A 17,677-nucleotide genomic window follows, 5' to 3' on the forward strand; every position below is an offset into this window, starting at 1 on the left:
GTCCGTGGAGCTCCCGGGGCTACCTTCGCGTCCATGAGTGATCGCGGCTACCGCCGGCCCCGTCCACTGTCCCCTCTGCGTGAGCATCTGCGTGACACGTTCTGGTTCGCCCCGACCATGGGGTTCGTCTGCGTGTTCGTCCTGTGGTTGATCGCCACCGAGCTGGACGACGCGATCGTCACACTGCTCCGGCGGGAGGAGGCGTACGACGAGCTCGGTCAGCTCATCGCGTTCTCCCAGGACGCGAAGACGATCGTCACCACGATCAGCTCCGCGATGATGACCTTCATCGGTGTCGTGTTCAGCATCTCGCTGGTCGCGGTGCAGATGGCCAGCGGCCAGCTGACGCCCCGGGTGGTGCGGATCTTCGTCCGGAGCCGGATCAGCAAGCTCACGCTGACGGTGTTCCTGGCGACGTTCCTCTTCTCGCTGCTCGTTCTCTCCTCGTACGAGGGCGAGACCGACCCGCGCCTGGTGGTCTCGGTCCCGCTGGTGCAGAGCCTGCTCATCCTGGTGCTGCTCGGGCTGAGTCTGCTGCTCTTCGTCGTCTATGTGAGCGCGACGCTGCGGCTGATGCAGGTGGGGCCGGTCGTCGACAAGATCGCGCGGGACTCGTTCCGGGTGCTGGGCAGGATGCCGAGGGGGCTGGGCGGCGAGGACGATCCGGGGCCGGAGACCGCGCGGGTGAGGCACGAGGGGCGGGCCGGGGTGCTGCGGGACGTGAACACCGCGCGGCTGGTCCGGGCCGCGCGGCGGCAGGACGTCGTGCTGCGGCTCATCCCGCGGATCGGCGACTTCGTGGTGCCGGGGACGCCGGTCCTCGCCGTCCACGGCGGGTCCGTGCCGCCCCGGCACCGGCTCCGGCACTCGGTGTCCGTCTCGGTGGAGCGCACCCTGCACCAGGATCTGGCGTTCGGGCTGCGGCAGCTCACGGACATCGCGCTGCGGGCCCTGTCGACGTCCGTGAACGATCCGACCACCGCCGTGCAGTGCCTGGACCGGATCGTGCAGTTCCTCGCGGCCGTGGCGCATCTGCCGCTCGGTACCGTCCACCACCGGGACCGGGCCGGGCGGGTGCGTCTCGTGCAGGACGGTCCGGGGTGGGACGACCTGGTCGACCTCGCCTTCGAGGAGATCCGCTGGTGTGTCGCCGGGAGTCCCCAGGTGTCGCGCCGGCTCATGGCCGCCCTCGACGACCTGCTGCTGATCGCCCCGGAGGACCGGAAGAGGTCACTGGTCAGGCATCGTGAGCTGCTCGTGCAGACCGTGGAGCGGAACGTACCGGTGGCCGCCGACCGGGAGTTCGCCCTGCTTCCGGACCGGCAGGGCATCGGGTAGCGGCAGCGGCGCGGTGAGCAGGGCGGCGGCCGGGCCCGCCGGAGCGTATCCGGCGGGCCCGGCCTCGTACCTCAGTCGCCGCAGCGGCCTTCGCGCAGGGAGTGCAGGTGCTCGCTCGACTTGCGGGCGAAGGCGAGCGACTCGACCGGGTTGTCGTGCTCGGCCTGCCAGTGGTGGTAGGTCCGGCCCTGATGGGTCCGGTGCGTGACCTTGGACAGGAACGTCTTGTAGTCGATGTCCCCGTCGCCGACGTCCGACATGCGGTAGCCGTCCCGCGTCGTGTCGTCGCGGACGCCGTCCTTGACGTGGAACAGCGGGTAGCGGTTCGGGTGCTTCAGGACGTACTTCAGCGGGTCGAGCGGGGCCGAACTGCCGTCCGCGCGCCTGCTGAAGCGGAACTGGGCGCAGAACGCCCAGTAGATGTCCATCTCCAGGTAGACGAGGTCCGGGTCGGTCTCTTCGAGCAGCACGTCGTAGAGGCGGACGCGCGGCTTGTCGCTCGCGAAGGAGAATTCCTCGGCGTGGTTGTGCTGGTAGAACTTCATGCCGCGCTTACGGGCGGCCGCCCCGTACGTGTTGAAGTCCTCGGCCGCACGCTTCCAGCCGTCCACCGTGTCGCCGTAACGAAACGGGCCCGAGGCCGTGCCGATGTGCTTGAGGCCCAGCGCCTGGGCATCGTCCAGGACCTTCTCCAGGTTCTGGGCGAAGGTGTAGGCGCCGGGGTTGTTGTCGTCGTAGTAGCCGACGTGGCTGCCGATCGGGTTGAGCCCGTGGTCGCGGGCCAGCCGCTTGAGCTGGGCGAGCGTGATGGCGCCGGCCGAGCCCTGGGTGTAGCCGGCGAACTCGATCTCGTCGTAGCCGTACTTCTCCAGTTCGGCGAAGACGGGGGCGAAGCCGAGGGTGGAGACCTGGTCGCGGAGGCTGTAGAGCTGGATGCCGAGGCGGCCGGGCGGCAGGACGGGCTTGCCCTTGCCGTGCCCGTGGCCGTGGCCGTGGTCATGTCCGTGGCCGTGGCCCTTGCCGTGTCCCTGGCCGCGGTCGCGGCTGTCGGCCTGGGCGCTCGCCGTGCCGATGATCGTGGCGGCGGTGGCTCCGGCGGCGACACCGAGGATGTTGCGGCGGCTCAGTCTGCGGGCGAGTTCGGTGTCCTTGGAGGTGCGGCTCATGTTCGCGTGACTCCCTTGGTGACCTGACGGGTGGGTGCGGGATGAGTGGTGCGGTGCCGGGTGCGTGACGGGGAATGTCAGTGCAGTCCGGCAAGCTGGAGGAGCAGGGACTTCACTTCGGTGGCCCTGACCCGTTCGGTGAACGCGTGGGGGGTGGAGCAGAGGATGAGCGGACCTTCGTCGTCGCTCTCGGGGAGGCGGCCGTGGCTGCCGCGAATAGGTGAGGGGTCCAGGGGGACGACCGCCATGCGGTAGCGCAGGCCGAGCTTCTTGCGGGCGACCGCCGAGACGGCCTTGACCCGGACGTAGGGGTCCTGGGGGTCCATGAAGAGCTCGACGGGGTCGTAGCCGGGCTTGCGGTGGATCTCGACGAGCTGGGCGAAGTCGGGGGCGCGGGCGTCGTCGAGCCAGTAGTAGTACGTGAACCAGGCGTCCTTCTCCGCGACGGCGACCAGTTCGCCGGAGCGGGGGTGGTCCAGGTGGTGCGCCTTCTTGCCCTCGTCGTCGAGCAGCTGCTCGATGCCCGGCAGGTCCGCGAGGGCCGCCCGGGTCGCCTCCAGGTCTTCGGGGCGGCGTACGTAGATGTGGGCGAGCTGGTGGTCGGCGACGGCGAAGGCGCGTGAGGCCATCGGGTCCAGGTATTCCATGCCGTCCTGGGTGTGGACCTCCAGCAGGCCCGCCCGGCGCAGGGCGCGGTTGATGTCGATGGGGCGGTCGACGCGGGTGATGCCGTATTCGGAGAGGGCGACGACGGTACGCCCCTCGGCCCGGGCGTCGGCCAGCAGCGGGGCCATGGCCCGGTCGAGGTCGGTGGCGGCCTGGTGGGAGCGGGGGTCGTCGGGGCCGTAACGCTGGAGGTCGTAGTCGAGGTGGGGCAGGTAGCAGAGGGCGAGGTCGGGGGTGCGGGTGGCGATGATGTGCCGGGTGGCGTCGATGATCCATCGGGAGGAGACGAGGTCGGCGCCGGGGCCCCAGAAGTGGAAGAGGGGGAACGTGCCGAGTTTGTCGGTCAGTTCGTCGTGCAGGGCGGGGGGCCGGGTGTAGCAGTCGGGTTCCTTGCGGCCGTCGGCGTAGTAGACGGGGCGCGGGGTGACGGTCCAGTCGGTGTCGGCGCCCATCGCGTACCACCAGCAGATGTTGGCGACGGTGTAGCCGGGGTGGGCGCGGCGGGCCGCGTCCCAGAGTTTGTCGCCCTCGACGAGCCCGTTGTGCTGGCGCCAGAGCAGGACGTCGCCGAGCTCGCGGAAATACCAGCCATTGGCGACGATGCCGTGTTCGGCGGGCATGGCGCCGGTGAGGAAGGTCGACTGGGCGGCGCAGGTGACGGCGGGCAGCACGGTGGAGAGCGGCGCCTGTGCGCCCTGCTCGCCCAGGGCCCGGAGGTTCGGCATATGGGCCAGGAGCTGGGGGGTGAGGCCGACGACGTCGAGGACGAGGAGCGGGGTGGGGCCGCCGGTCTCCTGTGCGGTTTCCGTGCCGGGTTCGGGCGCGCTCATGGCAGTTCCTTGAGGCCGAGGTCGACCAGGAGGTCGCGGGCGAGGGTGAGTTCGGCGGCGATGCCGTCGGCGAGCTGGGTGCGGGTGCGGGGCCGCAGTTCGGCCGGCAGCGCCTGCCAGGTGTACGTCTCGACCTCCAGGTGCCGGGTCAGCGGCGCGGGTCCGCCGACGAGCCGGGCGAGCGTGTCGCGGAGCACGGGCAGGGTCGAGGTCAGCGGGGGCGCGGGGGGCGCGTGGAGCGGTACGTGGAAGTGGGCGCGCCAGGGGGTGGAATCGGGGAGTGCCCGGCCGGTGACGGCCTCGTCGAGGTCGTCGGTGCCGCGCAGCCCGGCGGCGGTGCTGGTGCGGGTCTGGTGCAGGAAGCGTGGTTCGGCGAACGCGGCGAGGGCGGAGCGGACCTCGGGCAGGTGGGGGTGCTCGGCGTGCAGGGCGGCGGAGAGCTGCGACTTCACGACGCGTACGCCGGCGGCGGCCAGGGCCTGCAGGGCGGTTGCGGGGTCCTCGAAGGAGGTGGCGAGGTGGCAGGTGTCGACGCAGATGCCGATCCGGTCGTGCCCGACGTCGGTGAGCGGGGCGATGGCGTCGGCGGTGGTCTCCACCGTGCAGCCCGGTTCCGGTTCGAGTCCGATACGGACGGACTTGCCCGTCATCTCGGCCAGGGCGTCGAGGCGCTGGGCGAGCGTGGTGAGGGCGGCTCGTGCGGTGCGCGCGGCCTCGGGGTCACCGTCGTAGGGGGTGCGCCAGGCGAGCGGCAGGGTGGAGATGGTGCCCTCGGTGACGTCGTCCGGGAGCAGGGTGGCCAGGAGGCGGGCGAGGTCGGTGGTGTGGGCGAGCCGGTCGGGTTCGGTCCAGTCCGGCCGGTAGACCCGGTATTTGACCTCGTCGGCGCCGAACCCCTCGTACGGGAAGCCGTTGAGGGTGACCACTTCGAGGCCGCGGCCGTCGAGTTCGGCGCGCAGCGCGCGGAGTTCGGCGGGGTCGTTGATCAGGGCGCGGGCGGCGTCCCGGGCCAGCCAGAGGCCGATGCCGAGGCGGTCCCGGCCGAGTCGGCGGCGGACGGGTTCGCAGTGGTCGCGGAGCTGGGCGCGGACGCCGTCCAGGGTTTCGGCGGGGTGGACGTTGGTGCAGTAGGCGAGGTGGACGGTGGAGCCGTCCGGGTGGCGGAAGCGCATGGCCGCCTCACTCCCCGCCGCGCAGGATGGAGTTGCCCTCGTGGAGTGGATCGGGTGCCAGGACGTCCAGCTGGAGGCGGCCGCTCTGGCCGTAGAAGGCGACGGGGTTGCGCCACAGGACCTGGTCGACGTCGTCCTCGGTGAAGCCGGCCTTCAGCATGGCGTCGGCGACCTTGCGGGTCTTGAGGGGGTCGCTTTTTCCCCAGTCGGCGGCCGAGTTGACGAGGATCTTCTCGGTGCCGTGGTTCTGGAGGATGGTGACCATGCGGTCCTCGTCCATCTTGGTGTCCGGGTAGATGGAGAACCCGGCCCAGCAGCCGCTGTCGGTGGCGGCCTTGACGGTTGTCTCATTGAGGTGGTCGAGCAGGACGAACTCCGGGGGGAGGTTCGATTCGCGGATGACGTCGATGGTGCGGTGGAGACCGGCGAGCTTGTCGCGGTGCGGGGTGTGGACGAGGGCGGGCAGGCCGTGGTCGGCGGCGAGCTGGAGCTGGGCGGCCAGCGCGTGGTCCTCGGCCGGGGTCATGGAGTCGTAGCCGATCTCGCCGACGGCGACGACGGAGTCCTTGACGAGATAGCGGGGCAACGCGTCCAGGACGGGGGTGCAGCGGGGGTCGTTCGCCTCCTTGGGGTTGAGGGCGAGCGTGCAGTGGTGCGCGATGCCGTACTGCGAGGCGCGGAAGGGCTCCCAGCCGAGGAGTGCGTCGAAGTAGTCGAAGAAGCTGGCGGGCGAGGTGCGGGGCTGGCCGAGCCAGAAGGAGGGCTCGACGAGCGCGCGGACGCCCGCGTCGTACATCGCCTGATAGTCGTCGGTGGTGCGGGAGGTCATGTGGATGTGGGGGTCGAAGATGCGCATCAGGACTCCTCCGTGGGGGCGGGGGCTGCGGGAGCTGCGGTCGGCGGGGCCGGGCGGCCTTCCTCGGCGGCCGGGGCGGTGAGGGCGAGGACCGTGCGCAGGTCTTCGGGGACGGTGCGGCCGGCGGCGGTGCGTTCGGCGGCGAAGTCGCCGAGCATGCGGGCGAGTTCGGCGTCGCCGCGGGCCCGCTCGGCGAGCCGGGCGACGGCCGCGACCGGCACCTCGGTGAACAGGCACTTCAGTACGGCGTGCCGCCAGGCGTGCGTGTCGAGGTGCTGGGCGGCGTAGGGGCCGACGGCGGCGGCGACCAGCCGGGTGTCGTTGGTGCGCAGGGCGTCCTCGACGAGCGGGAGAGCGGTGTCGTCGAGGTCGAGGAGGTGCAGCGTGAGGAGGACGGCGCGGCGTTCGGCGGCGGTGCCTTGTTGGTAGAGCCGGGTGACGGAGGGCAGTGAGGCGCGGGCCTCGACGAGCAGGAGGGAGCGTACGGAGTCGGCGTGATCGAGGCCGCAGTGCCGGCCTGCGGCGGCGTAGCGCAACTCCCACGGCGGGGAGGCGTAGGGGTGGGCGGCCTCCGCACCGGGGGCGTCGTGCGCGGTGTCCGCACGGGCCGCGTCGTGGGCTGCCTCGGCGAGGGCCTCGTCCAGCCAGTCGCGGGCGGCCCCGCCGAGTTCGGCGTCCAGTTCCTTGCGGGACTTCAGCACGGGGCGGCTCCCCTGGTCGCGGTACCGCGTGTCATGGCGTCGTGCAGGAAGTCGATGGACGCGCGGGCCAGTTCGGGGCCCGCGTGGGAGTGGCGGGGCAGTTCGACGACGCTGAGGCCCCGGTAGTCCGAGGCGGCCAGGGCGGCGAGCACGGGTGGGAAGTCGATCTCCCCGTCGCCGAACGGGAGGTGTTCGTGGACTCCGCGCCGCATGTCCTCGATCTGGACGTGCCGGAGCCAGGGTGCGGAGTCCTTGATGCACTCCACCGGCGAGGCCTCCTCCAGGCACTGGCAGTGGCCGATGTCGAGAGTGAGGCCGAGCGGCCCCGGGTCGCCGAGCAGGCCGCGCAGATGGTGGAAGTCGGCGAGGGTGGCGAGGAGGTGACCGGGTTCGGGCTCGATGGCGACAGGAACGCCGGACCGGTCCGCGGCTTCGAGGACGGGGGCGAGCGCTTCCGTGAGCCGTTTCCACGCGGTGTCCGTCGAGGCGCCGGGCGGGGTGATGCCGCTGAAGCAGTGGACGGCGTGCGCACCGAGTTCGGCGGCCACGTCGACGGCCCGGACGAGCAGCGCGGTGCGGGCGGCGCGGGCGTCGGGGTCCGGGTCGAGGAGGGAGGGGCCGTGCTTGCGGCGCGGGTCGAGGACATAGCGGGCGCCGGTCTCCACCGTGACCCGGAGCCCTAGGGAGGTGAGCCTGCGGCGGACCTGGCGGGTGCGTTCGGCGAGGTCCGGGGCCATGGGGTCCAGGTGCATGTGGTCGAGGGTCAGGCCGACGCCCTCGTAGCCGAGGTCGGCGAGCAGGCCGAGGGCGTCGTCGAGGCGGAGGTCGGTGAGCCCGTTGGTGCCGTATCCGAGGTGGAGGGTCATGTGAGGCTCACCTTCCGGGCGAGGCTGCGGGCGAGGGGGACGAGCCCCATGACGGCGAGTCCGGTGACGGGCGCGCCGGCGCGGGCGGCGAGCGCGGCCTGGAGCGGGATCATGGCCCGGATGCCCCCGCCGACCGCCCGCTGGGTGAGCGGCGGGGACGGGTTGAGTGCGGCGTGCAGGAGGGGTGGCCCGGCGGTACGGAGGTAGGCGCCGGTGAGCGCGATGACGAGGAGCCGGAGGAGGTCGGTGGCCCGGCCGGGGAGGCCTCGCCCGGGGATGCCTCGCCCGAAGAGGTCTTGCCCTGGGGTGCCGCCGGACTGTGGGCCCGCACCGCGGGCGGTGGCCCAGCTGGAACGCCCTCCACCCCCCGGCACCGCTGCCGCGAGTGCCGTCGTGGTGGCCAGCACCGCGAGCGGGACGCCCGTGGAACCGCCCTGCGCCTCGTGGCGCGATACGGCGGTGACGCCGTAGGTGTGGGCCCCGAGCACCAAGGCGGCGGGCAGCGCGGGCAGGGATGCCGTCAGCGTGCCCGGCGCCGGCACCACTGCCGCTGTCGCGGCCGCCGTCACCCCGGCAACGTTGTCGGAGAGCCCTCCACCGCCCGGCGTACCGGCCCCCGGCGCTGTGGCCGTGGCCGTCGCTCCCAGCAGGAGGTCCAGTGAGCGGGCCGCCGCCATGGCCGCCGGGCCCGCCTTCGTGTGCTTCAGGTGCAGGTCGTAGGCCCAGACCGTGGCGGCCAGGCCGGTGGCCACGGTCAGCGCGGGCCGACCCGCCCGGGCCGCCAGGGCGAGACCCGTCGCGGTCAGGACCCCGGCCGCGCCCAGGGCCGCCGCCGGACTGATGCGGCCCGAGGGGATCGGGCGGTGCGGGCGGTCCACGGCGTCCTCTTCGCGGTCGGCCCAGTCGTTGAGGGCCATCCCGGCCTCGTACAGGCAGAGCGACGCGCCTATGGCCAGTGCGGTGCCCCGGCCGGGACGGCGGCCCACCGCCGCCGCGCCCGCCAGCGCGTCCCCGGGCACGGAGAACAGGGCGGCGACGCGGAGCAGTTCCGCCCAGGCCCGCAGGCGTTCCCGGGGCGTGCCCCGGCCGGGCGCCGCGTGGGGCCGGCTCTCGCCGGTGTCCGCGCCCTGTTCTCCGGTCCGGCCCGTGGGGGGCGGTCCGGGCCTGTCCGGTGCGGGCGCAGTCCCACCCGCACCGGACAGGCGGTCATCGGTCACGGCAGCCGACGGGCCGCCGTGTGCAAAACCGTTCCGCCGCCCGGCCGGGAGCAGCGCCAGAACCGCCACCAGCGCGGCCGGAACGGCTCGCCCTCGCCGCCTCATGCCTGGGCCCGCAGCCGCTCGGCGAAGGAGAGCAGGGTGGCGTACTGCTCGGCGAGCGCAGCCGAGGTGCCGCCGTCCGGGTCCTTGAAGTAGAAGCCCAGCTCCGGCAGCGGGCCGCTGATCCCGGCCTCGTGGGCGCGGGAGAGCAGCCGGGCCAGGTCCAGGACCAGCGGGGCCGCGAGGGCCGAGTCGCAGCCCTGCCAGATGGTCTGGAGGATCATGCGGGAGCCGAGGAAGCCGTCGAAGGCGATGTGGTCCCAGGCGGTCTTCCAGTCCCCCATCGCGGGCACGTCGTCGATGTGCACCTCACCCTCGGGCGGGGTGCCGAAGGTGTCGGCCAGGACCCGTTCCTTCCCGGCGTTCTTCGCGGCGGCGGCCGCCGGATCGGCCAGCGCCGCCCCGTCCCCGCCGCCCAGCAGGTTCGACCCGGACCACGCCCGTACGGCGAGGGCACGCTGGAGGAACATCGGGGCGAGCACGGAACGGAGCAGCGTCTGGCCGGTCTTGCCGTCGCGTCCTGCGTGGGGAAGTCCGCTGGAGGCGACGGTGTCGGTGAGCGCGGGGGCGCGCAGTCCGGTGGAGGGGGTGAAGTTGGCGTAGGCGCAGCCGGCGCGCAGGGCGGCGGCCGCGTAGAGCGAGCTGGCGGGCAGCCGGGTGTCGTCGGGGCCGGGCGCGGGTTCGGTGGAGGCGACGTTGACGACGACAACGCGGGCCAGGCCGTGGCGGTGGGCGAAGTCGGTGAGGTCGGCGGCGAACGCGGCGATGAGCTCCTGGTCGCTGCGGGTGTCGCCGGGGAGCGGTCCGCCGGGGCGGATCTCGGCGTCGGCGGCGTCGAGTTCGGCGCGTACGGCGGAGGGCAGTCCGTGCGGCAGCACACCGCCGTCGGCCAGTGCCTCGGCCCGCTTGGACAGCGGGCAGTCGAGGGTGTCGTGGCCGCCGAAGACCAGGTCGGTCAGGGCGGGCAGACCGGCGTCGGCGAAGGGGGACGTCTCGGTGACCATGCCGGTCGGCGGGTGCAGGCCCGCGGCGATGGCGGCGCAGCCCGCGGTGGCGGTGGTCGCCACCGAGCCGCGCGCTCCGATGAACCAGACGCCGGTACGGCCCGCGACCTCCGCACGGTCCGCGGCACCGGCGAGGCCCATGACCTCCGCGGAGCCCGCGAGGCCGGAAGCCTCCGAAAGGCTCGGGGTGTCGGTTCGGCCTGGGGCGTCGGTTCGGCCTTCACGATCGGCGTGTGCGGTCACGGGCTGCCTCCCTGGGGGGATGTCGGGGTGGTGGACGACGGGCGGGGGAAGGTGCGTGCTTCCCCCGCCCGTCGTCGGCAGAGGCGGCCGCCCTACTTCGAGGGCAGCTCCTTCAGTTGGATGTTGCGGAAGGACACCTGGTCGTCGGCTCCGTGGTTCTGGAGGCCGATGTAGCCGTCCTTCAGGCTGCGGGCCGGGTCGGTGTTGGTGAAGTCGTTGATCTTCGCTCCGTTGAGGAAGACCTGCAGACGTTCACCCCGGACCTTGATCTCGTAGCTGTTCCACTGTCCCGGCGGCCGCAGGACGCGGTCGCGGGCCTTGATGTTGGCGGACTTGAAGGTGTAGACGGCGCCGGTGGTGCGGTCGGCGGCGTCGGTGGCGTCGATCTGGATCTCGTACCCGTTGTCGACCGCCGACCAGGGGTCGTCGGACTCCGGGAAGCCCACGAAGACACCGGAGTTGTCGTCGCCGGCCATCTTCCAGTCGAGCTTGAGCGAGTACGACTTCAGTTCCTTGGCCTGGTAGGTGAGCAGGCCCATGCCGCCCTCGGAGTGCAGGGCTCCGTCACTGATGGAGAACTTCCCCGGACCCGCCTGCTTCCATCCCTCCAGCGTCTTGCCGTTGAAGATGGGCCGGTAGTCCTTGTCCGGCTTGCAGTCGGCCTTGACCTGGCCGGTGGCGTAGCGCAGGCCGCCCAGGACGTGGCTGCGGAAGGCCGGTTCGGCGTAGGACTCCTTGGTGTGGCCGAGGCCGGTGTAGAAGGAGCGGCCGCCCTCGTAGGTCTGGCACCAGGAGATCGGGTGATCGCCCTTCATGTTGCCGCCGGTGTAGGTGGTCTCGTCGAGGGTGGCCAGCACCTTGGCCTTGTCCCGGGGGTTGGTGCGGTAGTTGTACCACTCGTCGGTGCGCTCCCACTCCTCGTCCAGGTGCGCGGTGGCCGGATGGTCGTGGTCCTCGACGCGGACGGTGGCGGGCTGGATCTGCGGGTGGGAGTCGAAGTAGGCGCCGACGAGGCCGCCGTAGAACTCCCAGTCGTACTCGGTGTCGGCGGCCGCGTGGATGCCGACGTAACCGCCCCCGGTGGCCACGTAGTTCTCGAACGCCTTCTGCTGCTCGGCGTTGAGGACGTCTCCGGTGGTGGAGAGGAACGCGACGGCGTCGTAGCGGGCCAGGTTGCTGGTGGTGAACTGAGCGGCGGACTCGGTGGAGTCGACCGTGATGTTGGTGTCCTTGCCGATCTCCTTCAGTGCCTCGATGCCCGTGGGGATCGAGTCGTGGCGGAAGCCGGCGGTCTTGGAGAAGACCAGGACGCGCTTGGCGGTCTTGTCGACCGGGGTGTTGGAGAGCTCGAAGTCGTCGATGTCGTAGAGGGCTCCGTCGCCGCCCTTGAAGACGAGGAAGAGCTCGGTCTGCTTCTTGGGCGCGCCGCGCAGCGGGATGTCGATGTCCTGGAAGGTGTCCCAGCTGCCGGTCACCGGGACCGGGCCGGAGCCGAGGATCTTGCCGGTGGGCGATCCGGTGCGGACTTCGAGGAAGCCGCCGGAACCGGCCGACGAGACACGGGCGGTGAGCTTGGTGGTGCCTGCCAGGACGTAGGTGTTGAAGGAGATCCAGTCGTCGTTGTGGATGTCGCCGACCGTCTTGCCGCCGTGCGCACTGGACTTGCTCGGCGTGGTGACGCCGGAGGAGTCGTCGAAGTGCTCGGCCTGGCGGTGCCTGGGCTGGAGCCGGGAGGCGTCCTTTCCGGTCAGCTTGCCCTGGCCGCCACCGCCGTTGTCGGTGTACGAGGCCGAAATGCCGCCGTAGATATTGGCGTTGGGATCGTGGCCGCCTTCCATGGCGGTCTTGATGGTGCCCTCGCAGCCGTGCTCGGTGGTGATGTCGTGGCCGTGGCTGTCGTGGCCCAGGGTGAACTTGACCTCGACCTTGGTGCAGTCGATGGTGCCGTCCTCCGGGTCGCTGACGTTCACCTTGAACGGCACGGAGTCACCGAACTCGAAGAGCTGCCCGTCCTTGGGGAGCACCAGCTCCACGGTCGGGGCGGTGTTGCCGACGGTGACGTGGACGCTGGCGGAGCCGGTGCGGCCGGTCGGGTCCTCGGCGGTGAGGGTGGCGGTGTAGGTGCCGTTCTTCTTGTACGTGTACGTGGGGTTGGCGGCGGTGGAGGTGCCGCCGTCACCGAAGTCCCAGGAGTAGGTCAGCGGGTCGTCGTCGCCGTCCGCCGTGCCGGCCGAGGAGAACTTCACCTTCAGCGGCGCGGTGCCCGAGGTCTTGTTCGCCGAGGCTTCCGCGATGGGCGAGCGGCCTCCGGTGGCGTTCTCGATGCGGTAGAGCGCGGAGTTCTCGTCGCCGCCGAACCAGGCGAGGCCGTAGTCGAGGACGTACAGCGCCCCGTCCGGGCCGAAGGCCATGTCCATGATCTGGGTGCCGGACCACGGCACGTCGTTGATGGACTGGACGGCGCCGTCGGCGTCCTGCTCGATGCGCTTGATCCACTGGCGGCCGAACTCACCGGCGAAGAAGTCGCCGTCGTAGGCCTCGGGGAACTTCACCGGGGAGTCGAGGTCCGCGTCGTAGCGGTAGACGGGTCCGCCCATCGGGGACTCGGAGCCGGTGCCGAACTCGGGCACCGAGCCGCCGTCGTACGGAATCCACGCGGCCTCGGCCGGCGGCAGGTCGACGAGCCCGGTGTTGTGCGGCGACTCGTTCTTCGGGGCGGCGCAGTCGAAGGCGGCACCGGAGGTCTTGGTGGCGAAGTCGTAGTCGATGTAGGGCTCGTTGTCACCGACGCAGAAGGGCCAGCCGAAGTTGGCGGCCTTCGTCACCCGGGCGAACTCGACCTTGCCGGCCGGTCCGCGCTTGGGGTCGGCCGCGCCCGCGTCGGGGCCGTAGTCGCCGACGTACACGGTGCCGGTGGCCTGGTCGACGGAGAAGCGGAAGGGGTTGCGGAAGCCCATCGCGTAGATCTCGGGGCGGGTCTTGTCCGTGCCCGGCTCGAAGAGATTGCCCTCGGGAACGGTGTACGAGCCGTCGTCGGCGACCTTGATGCGCAGGATCTTGCCGCGCAGGTCGTTGGTGTTGCCCGAGGTGCGGCGGGCGTCGAACGCCGGGTTGCGGTCCGGGCGTTCGTCGATGGGGGTGAAGCCGTCGGAGGCGAAGGGGTTGGTGTCGTCGCCGGTCGAGAGGTAGAGGTTGCCGTCCTTGTCGAAGTCGATGTCACCGCCGACGTGGCAGCAGATGCCGCGCGAGGTGGGGACGTCCAGGACCTTCCTCTCGCTGGCGGTGTCGAGGGTGCCGTCCTCGTTGAGGACGAAGCGGGAGAGCCGGTTGACGCCGTCGAACTTCGCGAAGTCGGCGGCGGTTCCGGTCTCGGGGGCGTCGCCCGCCGGGGTGTCCATCGGGGGCGCGTAGAAGAGGTAGATCGCCCGGTTCTCGGCGAAGTCCGGGTCGACGCCGACGCCTTGGAGGCCTTCCTCGTCGTGCGTGTACACGGGGAGGGTGCCGGAGATCCTGGTGTTGCCGGCGCTGTCGGTGATCCGCAGCTCGCCGCCGCGCGAGGTGTGCAGCACGCTGCGGTCGGGGAGGACGGCGAGCGACATGGGCTCGCCGGTCTCCTCGGCGCCCTTGGCGAGGGTGACTTGCTGGAAGTCCTCCGCCACGGGCTCGTCGTGCCCGGGGTGGCCCGGGTGGGCGGCGGCGCCGGGGGCGGAGCCGAGGGTCAGGGTGGCTGCGGCGAGCAGGCCGCCGGTGAGCAGCGCGAGGGTTTTACGGACGGGGGTCCGGGCCAGGAGCCGCTTTCTGGTTCTGTGCACGTAGGTCCTCCGGAGAGTGCCGGTTGTACGGGCGGGTGTAGCCGTGCCGTGCCGCGCGGGGACTGCCGCGCGTGCGTCGCCGGGGTCAGGAGCGACCCCGGTGACGCGAGTCATGTCGTGTACACGTGGTGGACGGTAGACCTGTTCGTCCTCGACGGAAAGCCCTTGTGCAACAGGTAAGTCGAACTTCTGCTTCCGTCAGGACAAAGCGATTTCCGGGCAGGGCGAGGCCACCCCGGGGGCTGGGGCCCGATGCGCGGATCATGCCCCCGGGGCCTGGCAGACCGTGCTACTCGCCGCCGCCGAAGGCCGCGTCGAAGGAGGCCGACGGCGGGTCGAAGTCGAACCGCTTGAGGCTGGCAAGCGCTTCCGGAGCGCCGTGCAGCCGGTCCATGCCGGCGTCCTCCCACTCCACCGAGACGGGGCCCTCGTAGCCGATGGACCGGAGCATCCGGAAGACGTCCTCCCAGGGCACGTCGCCGTGGCCGGCGGAGACGAAGTCCCAGCCGCGCCGGGGGTCGCCCCAGGGCAGGTGCGAGCCGAGGCGGCCGTTGCGTCCGTCAAGACGTTTGCGGGCCTCCTTGCAGTCCACGTGGTAGATCCGGTCACGGAAGTCGTAGAGGAAGCCGACCGGGTCGAGGTCCTGCCAGACGAAGTGGCTCGGGTCGAAGTTCAGCCCGAACGCGGGCCGGTGGTCCACCGCTTCGAGCGCGCGCTTGGTGGTCCAGTAGTCGTAGGCGATCTCGCTCGGGTGCACCTCGTGGGCGAAGCGCACCCCCTCGGCGTCGAAGACGTCCAGGATCGGGTTCCAGCGCTCGGCGAAGTCCTCGTAGCCCCGCTCGATCATGTGCGGCGGAACGGGCGGGAACATCGCGACCAGGTGCCAGATCGAGGAGCCGGTGAAGCCGATGACCGTGTCGACGCCGAAGGCGGCGGCGGCCCGGGCGGTGTCCGCGATCTCCGCGGCGGCCCGCTGCCGTACACCCTCGGGCTCGCCGTCGCCCCAGATGCGGGCAGGCACGATGCCCTGGTGGCGTTCGTCGATCGGGTGGTCGCAGACGGCCTGGCCGACCAGGTGGTTGGAGATCGCGAAGCACTTCAGCCCGTACTTGTCGAGCAGTTGGTGCCTGCCGTCAAGGTACCCGGGGTCGGCGAGCGCCTTGTCGACCTCGAAGTGGTCGCCCCAGCAGGCGAGTTCCAGTCCGTCGTAGCCGAAGTCCCGGGCGTGCCGGCAGACCTCCTCCAACGGGAGGTCGGCCCACTGGCCGGTGAAGAGGGTGAAGGGGCGGGGCATGGGCGGCGACCTCCTAGGCGGGGACCGGAGTGTGGACGGAGTTCTTGGCGGCGCTCTCCTCGACGGCGGCGAGCACCCGCTGCACCTGGAGCCCGTCCGCGAACGAGGGCCGGGGCGCGGTGCCTTCGGCGATCGTGTGGATCACGTCGCGGGCCTGGTGGACGAAGGTGTGCTCGTAGCCGAGGGCGTGGCCCGGCGGCCACCAGGCCTCGAGGTAGGGGTGCTCGGGTTCGGTGACGAGGATGCGCCGGAAGCCCGCGGTGGCGGCGGGTTCGGTGTGGTCGTGGAAGGACAGTTCGTTGAGCCGCTCCAGGTCGAAGGCGAGCGAGCCCAGCTCCCCGTTGATCTCCAGGCGCAGGGCGTTCTTGCGCCCCGCCGCCATCCGGGTGGCCTCGAAGGAGGCCAGTGCGCCGGAGGCCAGGCGGCCGGTGAAGATCGCCGCGTCGTCCACGGTGACCTCACCGCGCTCCACCGTGTCGGCGCTGCCGGAGAGCCCGGCCGAGGCCCCGGAGAGCAGGGGCCTCTCCCGTACGAAGGTCTCGGAGACGGCGGACACCCCGGTGATCAGCTCGCCCGACAGGAACTGGGCGAGGTCGACGATGTGCGCGCCGAGGTCGCCGAGCGCGCCGGACCCGGCGTGTTCGCGCTTGAGCCGCCAGGTGAGCGGGGAGGCGGGGTCCACCAGCCAGTCCTGGAGGTAGGTGGCCCGCACATGGCGCAGCGGGCCGAGCCGGCCGTCCGCGATGAGCCGGCGGGCGTAGGAGATCGCGGGCACCTTGCGGTAGTTGAAGCCCACGATGGCCATCTGGCCGCGTGCGGCGGCCGCTTCGGCGGCGCGGACCATCGCTTCCGCCTCGTCGACGTTGTTGGCGAGCGGCTTCTCGCACAGCACGTGCTTGCCCGCCTCCAGGGCGGCGATGGCGATCTCCGCGTGACTGTCGCCCGGGGTGCAGATGTCGATCAGCTGGACGTCGTCCCGGGCGATCAGGGCCCGCCAGTCGGTCTCCGCCGCGGCCCAGCCGTGCCGGGCGGCGGCGGCCTCGACCGCCGCCCGGTCGCGTCCGCAGATCGCGGCGAGAGCGGGCCGCAGGGGCAGGTCGAAGACGTGTCCGGCGGTGCGCCACCCCTGGGAGTGGGCGGCGCCCATGAACGCGTATCCGACCATGCCGACCCCGAGCGTTCCCGGCGCCTGCCGCGGCGGGGTTGCTGGGGCTTGCGTTTCCGTCTCTTGACTACGGGCCATGCGGACTTCCTCCTCGTCGATGTGCGGTAACGGGCCGGGGGATGCGCTCTCCGCACCCCCCGGAGTCCCGGTCAGTTGAAGCCCGTCGGCAGGTACTGGTCGATGTTGTCCTTCGTCACGACCGCGGAGTACAGGGTCAGGGAGGTGGGGATCTCCATCTCGGAGAGTCCGCTGACGCCCTTGCCCTGGCCGAGCGCCCGCGCCAGGTCGATCGCGGACGCGGCCATCGTCGGCGGGTAGAGGACGGTCGCCTTGATGACCGAGTCGTCGGCCTTGATGGCGTCCATCGCGGACTTGGCGCCGGCGCCGCCGACCATGATGAACTCGTCGCGGCCCGCCTGCTTGATGGCGCGGAGGGCTCCGACGCCCTGGTCGTCGTCGTGGTTCCACAGGGCGTCGAACTGCTTCTGCGCCTGGAGGAGCTGGGCCATCTTGGCCTGCCCCGACTCGACGGTGAATTCGGCCGCCTGACGAGCCACCAGCTTGATGTTGGAGTAGTTCTTGAGCGCGTCGGCGAAGCCCTGGCTGCGCTGCTTGGTCAGCTCCAGGTTGTCGATCCCGGCGAGTTCGACGACCTTGGCGTTCGGCTTGTCCTTGAGCTGCTCGCCGATGTAGTGCCCGGCGTTGAGGCCCATGCCGTAGTTGTCGCCGCCGACCCAGCAGCGGTAGGCCTGCGGGGAGGCGAAGATGCGGTCCAGGTTGACGACCGGGATGCCCGCCCGCATCGCTTCCAGGCCGACCTGGGTGAGCGCCTTGCCGTCGGCGGGGAGGACGACGAGGACGTCGACCTTCTTGTTGATGAGGGTCTTGACCTGGCCGATCTGGGCGGCGGTGTCGTTGGAGCCCTCGGTGATCTCCAGGGTGACGTCGGAGTACGTCTCCGCCCGGGACTTGGCGTTCACGTTGATCGCGTTGAGCCAGCCGTGGTCGGCCTGCGGTCCGGCGAAGCCGATGGTGACCGCCTTGCCCGGCTTGTCGTCGGCGGGGGCGCTGTTGCCGGCGGGCTCCGTCTTCTTGGGCTCGTTGCTGGTACAGGCGGTGAGGAGCGCGCCCGCGGAGACGGCGGCGGTTCCGAACAGCAGCCCTCTGCGGCTGGTTTCTGGCATGACGGTCTGACCCTTCATCCGGTGGGTGCTACGAGGTGCGGGTGCGGGGGGGTGCGTTGTG

General features: G+C 71.5%; 13 protein-coding genes. 1 reads left to right on the plus strand and 12 read right to left on the minus strand.

From position 1 onward, the window contains the following. The first annotated feature begins 33 nt into the window (after positions 1-33). A complete protein-coding gene (locus tag AC0VY3_RS22080) occupies positions 34-1,338 on the plus strand; it encodes a DUF2254 domain-containing protein (protein WP_475550395.1) in 1,305 nt (434 codons plus the stop codon). A gap of 71 nt (positions 1,339-1,409) precedes the next feature. On the opposite strand, the gene AC0VY3_RS22085 is transcribed toward AC0VY3_RS22080, so the two are convergent. From AC0VY3_RS22085 to AC0VY3_RS22140, 12 genes are all read right to left on the minus strand, one after another. Beyond that, complete coding sequence (locus tag AC0VY3_RS22085) at positions 1,410-2,504, minus strand: sugar phosphate isomerase/epimerase family protein (RefSeq protein WP_103508657.1); 1,095 nt, start codon at positions 2,502-2,504, stop codon at positions 1,410-1,412. A gap of 77 nt (positions 2,505-2,581) precedes the next feature. Further along, the gene (locus tag AC0VY3_RS22090) at positions 2,582-4,000 is read right to left on the minus strand and encodes an alkaline phosphatase family protein (protein ID WP_103508656.1); all 1,419 of its coding nucleotides are present in this window, start codon (positions 3,998-4,000) and stop codon (positions 2,582-2,584) included. Further along, a complete protein-coding gene (eboE, locus tag AC0VY3_RS22095; protein ID WP_103508655.1) occupies positions 3,997-5,172 on the minus strand; it encodes a metabolite traffic protein EboE in 1,176 nt (391 codons plus the stop codon). Before eboE ends, AC0VY3_RS22090 begins: the two co-directional genes overlap by 4 nt. Before the next feature lie 7 nt (positions 5,173-5,179). Next, complete coding sequence (locus AC0VY3_RS22100; RefSeq protein WP_103508654.1) at positions 5,180-6,028, minus strand: TatD family hydrolase; 849 nt, start codon at positions 6,026-6,028, stop codon at positions 5,180-5,182. Next, on the minus strand, positions 6,028-6,729 hold the full coding sequence (locus AC0VY3_RS22105) for an EboA domain-containing protein (RefSeq protein ID WP_103508653.1): 702 nt from the start codon (positions 6,727-6,729) through the stop codon (positions 6,028-6,030). The genes AC0VY3_RS22100 and AC0VY3_RS22105 overlap by 1 nt, the downstream gene beginning before the upstream one ends. Beyond that, positions 6,723-7,595 (minus strand): sugar phosphate isomerase/epimerase family protein, encoded by an 873-nt coding sequence (locus AC0VY3_RS22110; RefSeq protein ID WP_103508652.1) that lies wholly within the window; start codon positions 7,593-7,595, stop codon positions 6,723-6,725. The genes AC0VY3_RS22105 and AC0VY3_RS22110 overlap by 7 nt, the downstream gene beginning before the upstream one ends. Further along, positions 7,592-8,917 carry an SCO3242 family prenyltransferase gene (locus tag AC0VY3_RS22115; protein WP_475550396.1) on the minus strand — a complete coding sequence of 442 codons (1,326 nt, stop codon included), beginning with the start codon at positions 8,915-8,917 and terminating at the stop codon, positions 7,592-7,594. The genes AC0VY3_RS22110 and AC0VY3_RS22115 overlap by 4 nt, the downstream gene beginning before the upstream one ends. Further along, positions 8,914-10,161: an inositol-3-phosphate synthase gene (locus AC0VY3_RS22120; protein WP_181010760.1), complete on the minus strand. Its 1,248-nt coding sequence runs from the start codon at positions 10,159-10,161 to the stop codon at positions 8,914-8,916. Before AC0VY3_RS22120 ends, AC0VY3_RS22115 begins: the two co-directional genes overlap by 4 nt. Positions 10,162-10,253: 92 nt before the next feature. Then, complete coding sequence (locus tag AC0VY3_RS22125; protein WP_475550397.1) at positions 10,254-13,973, minus strand: ThuA domain-containing protein; 3,720 nt, start codon at positions 13,971-13,973, stop codon at positions 10,254-10,256. A gap of 289 nt (positions 13,974-14,262) precedes the next feature. Further along, positions 14,263-15,267, minus strand: a complete 1,005-nt coding sequence (locus AC0VY3_RS22130) for a sugar phosphate isomerase/epimerase family protein (RefSeq protein WP_475550398.1) — start codon at positions 15,265-15,267, stop codon at positions 14,263-14,265. 13 nt (positions 15,268-15,280) lie between these two features. After that, positions 15,281-16,510: a Gfo/Idh/MocA family protein gene (locus AC0VY3_RS22135; RefSeq protein ID WP_103507944.1), complete on the minus strand. Its 1,230-nt coding sequence runs from the start codon at positions 16,508-16,510 to the stop codon at positions 15,281-15,283. Between the two features lie 71 nt (positions 16,511-16,581). Further along, complete coding sequence (locus tag AC0VY3_RS22140) at positions 16,582-17,616, minus strand: substrate-binding domain-containing protein (RefSeq protein ID WP_103507945.1); 1,035 nt, start codon at positions 17,614-17,616, stop codon at positions 16,582-16,584. Positions 17,617-17,677: the final 61 nt, after the last annotated feature.

The sequence above is a fragment of the Streptomyces sp. iso_384 genome, from assembly GCF_056172905.1.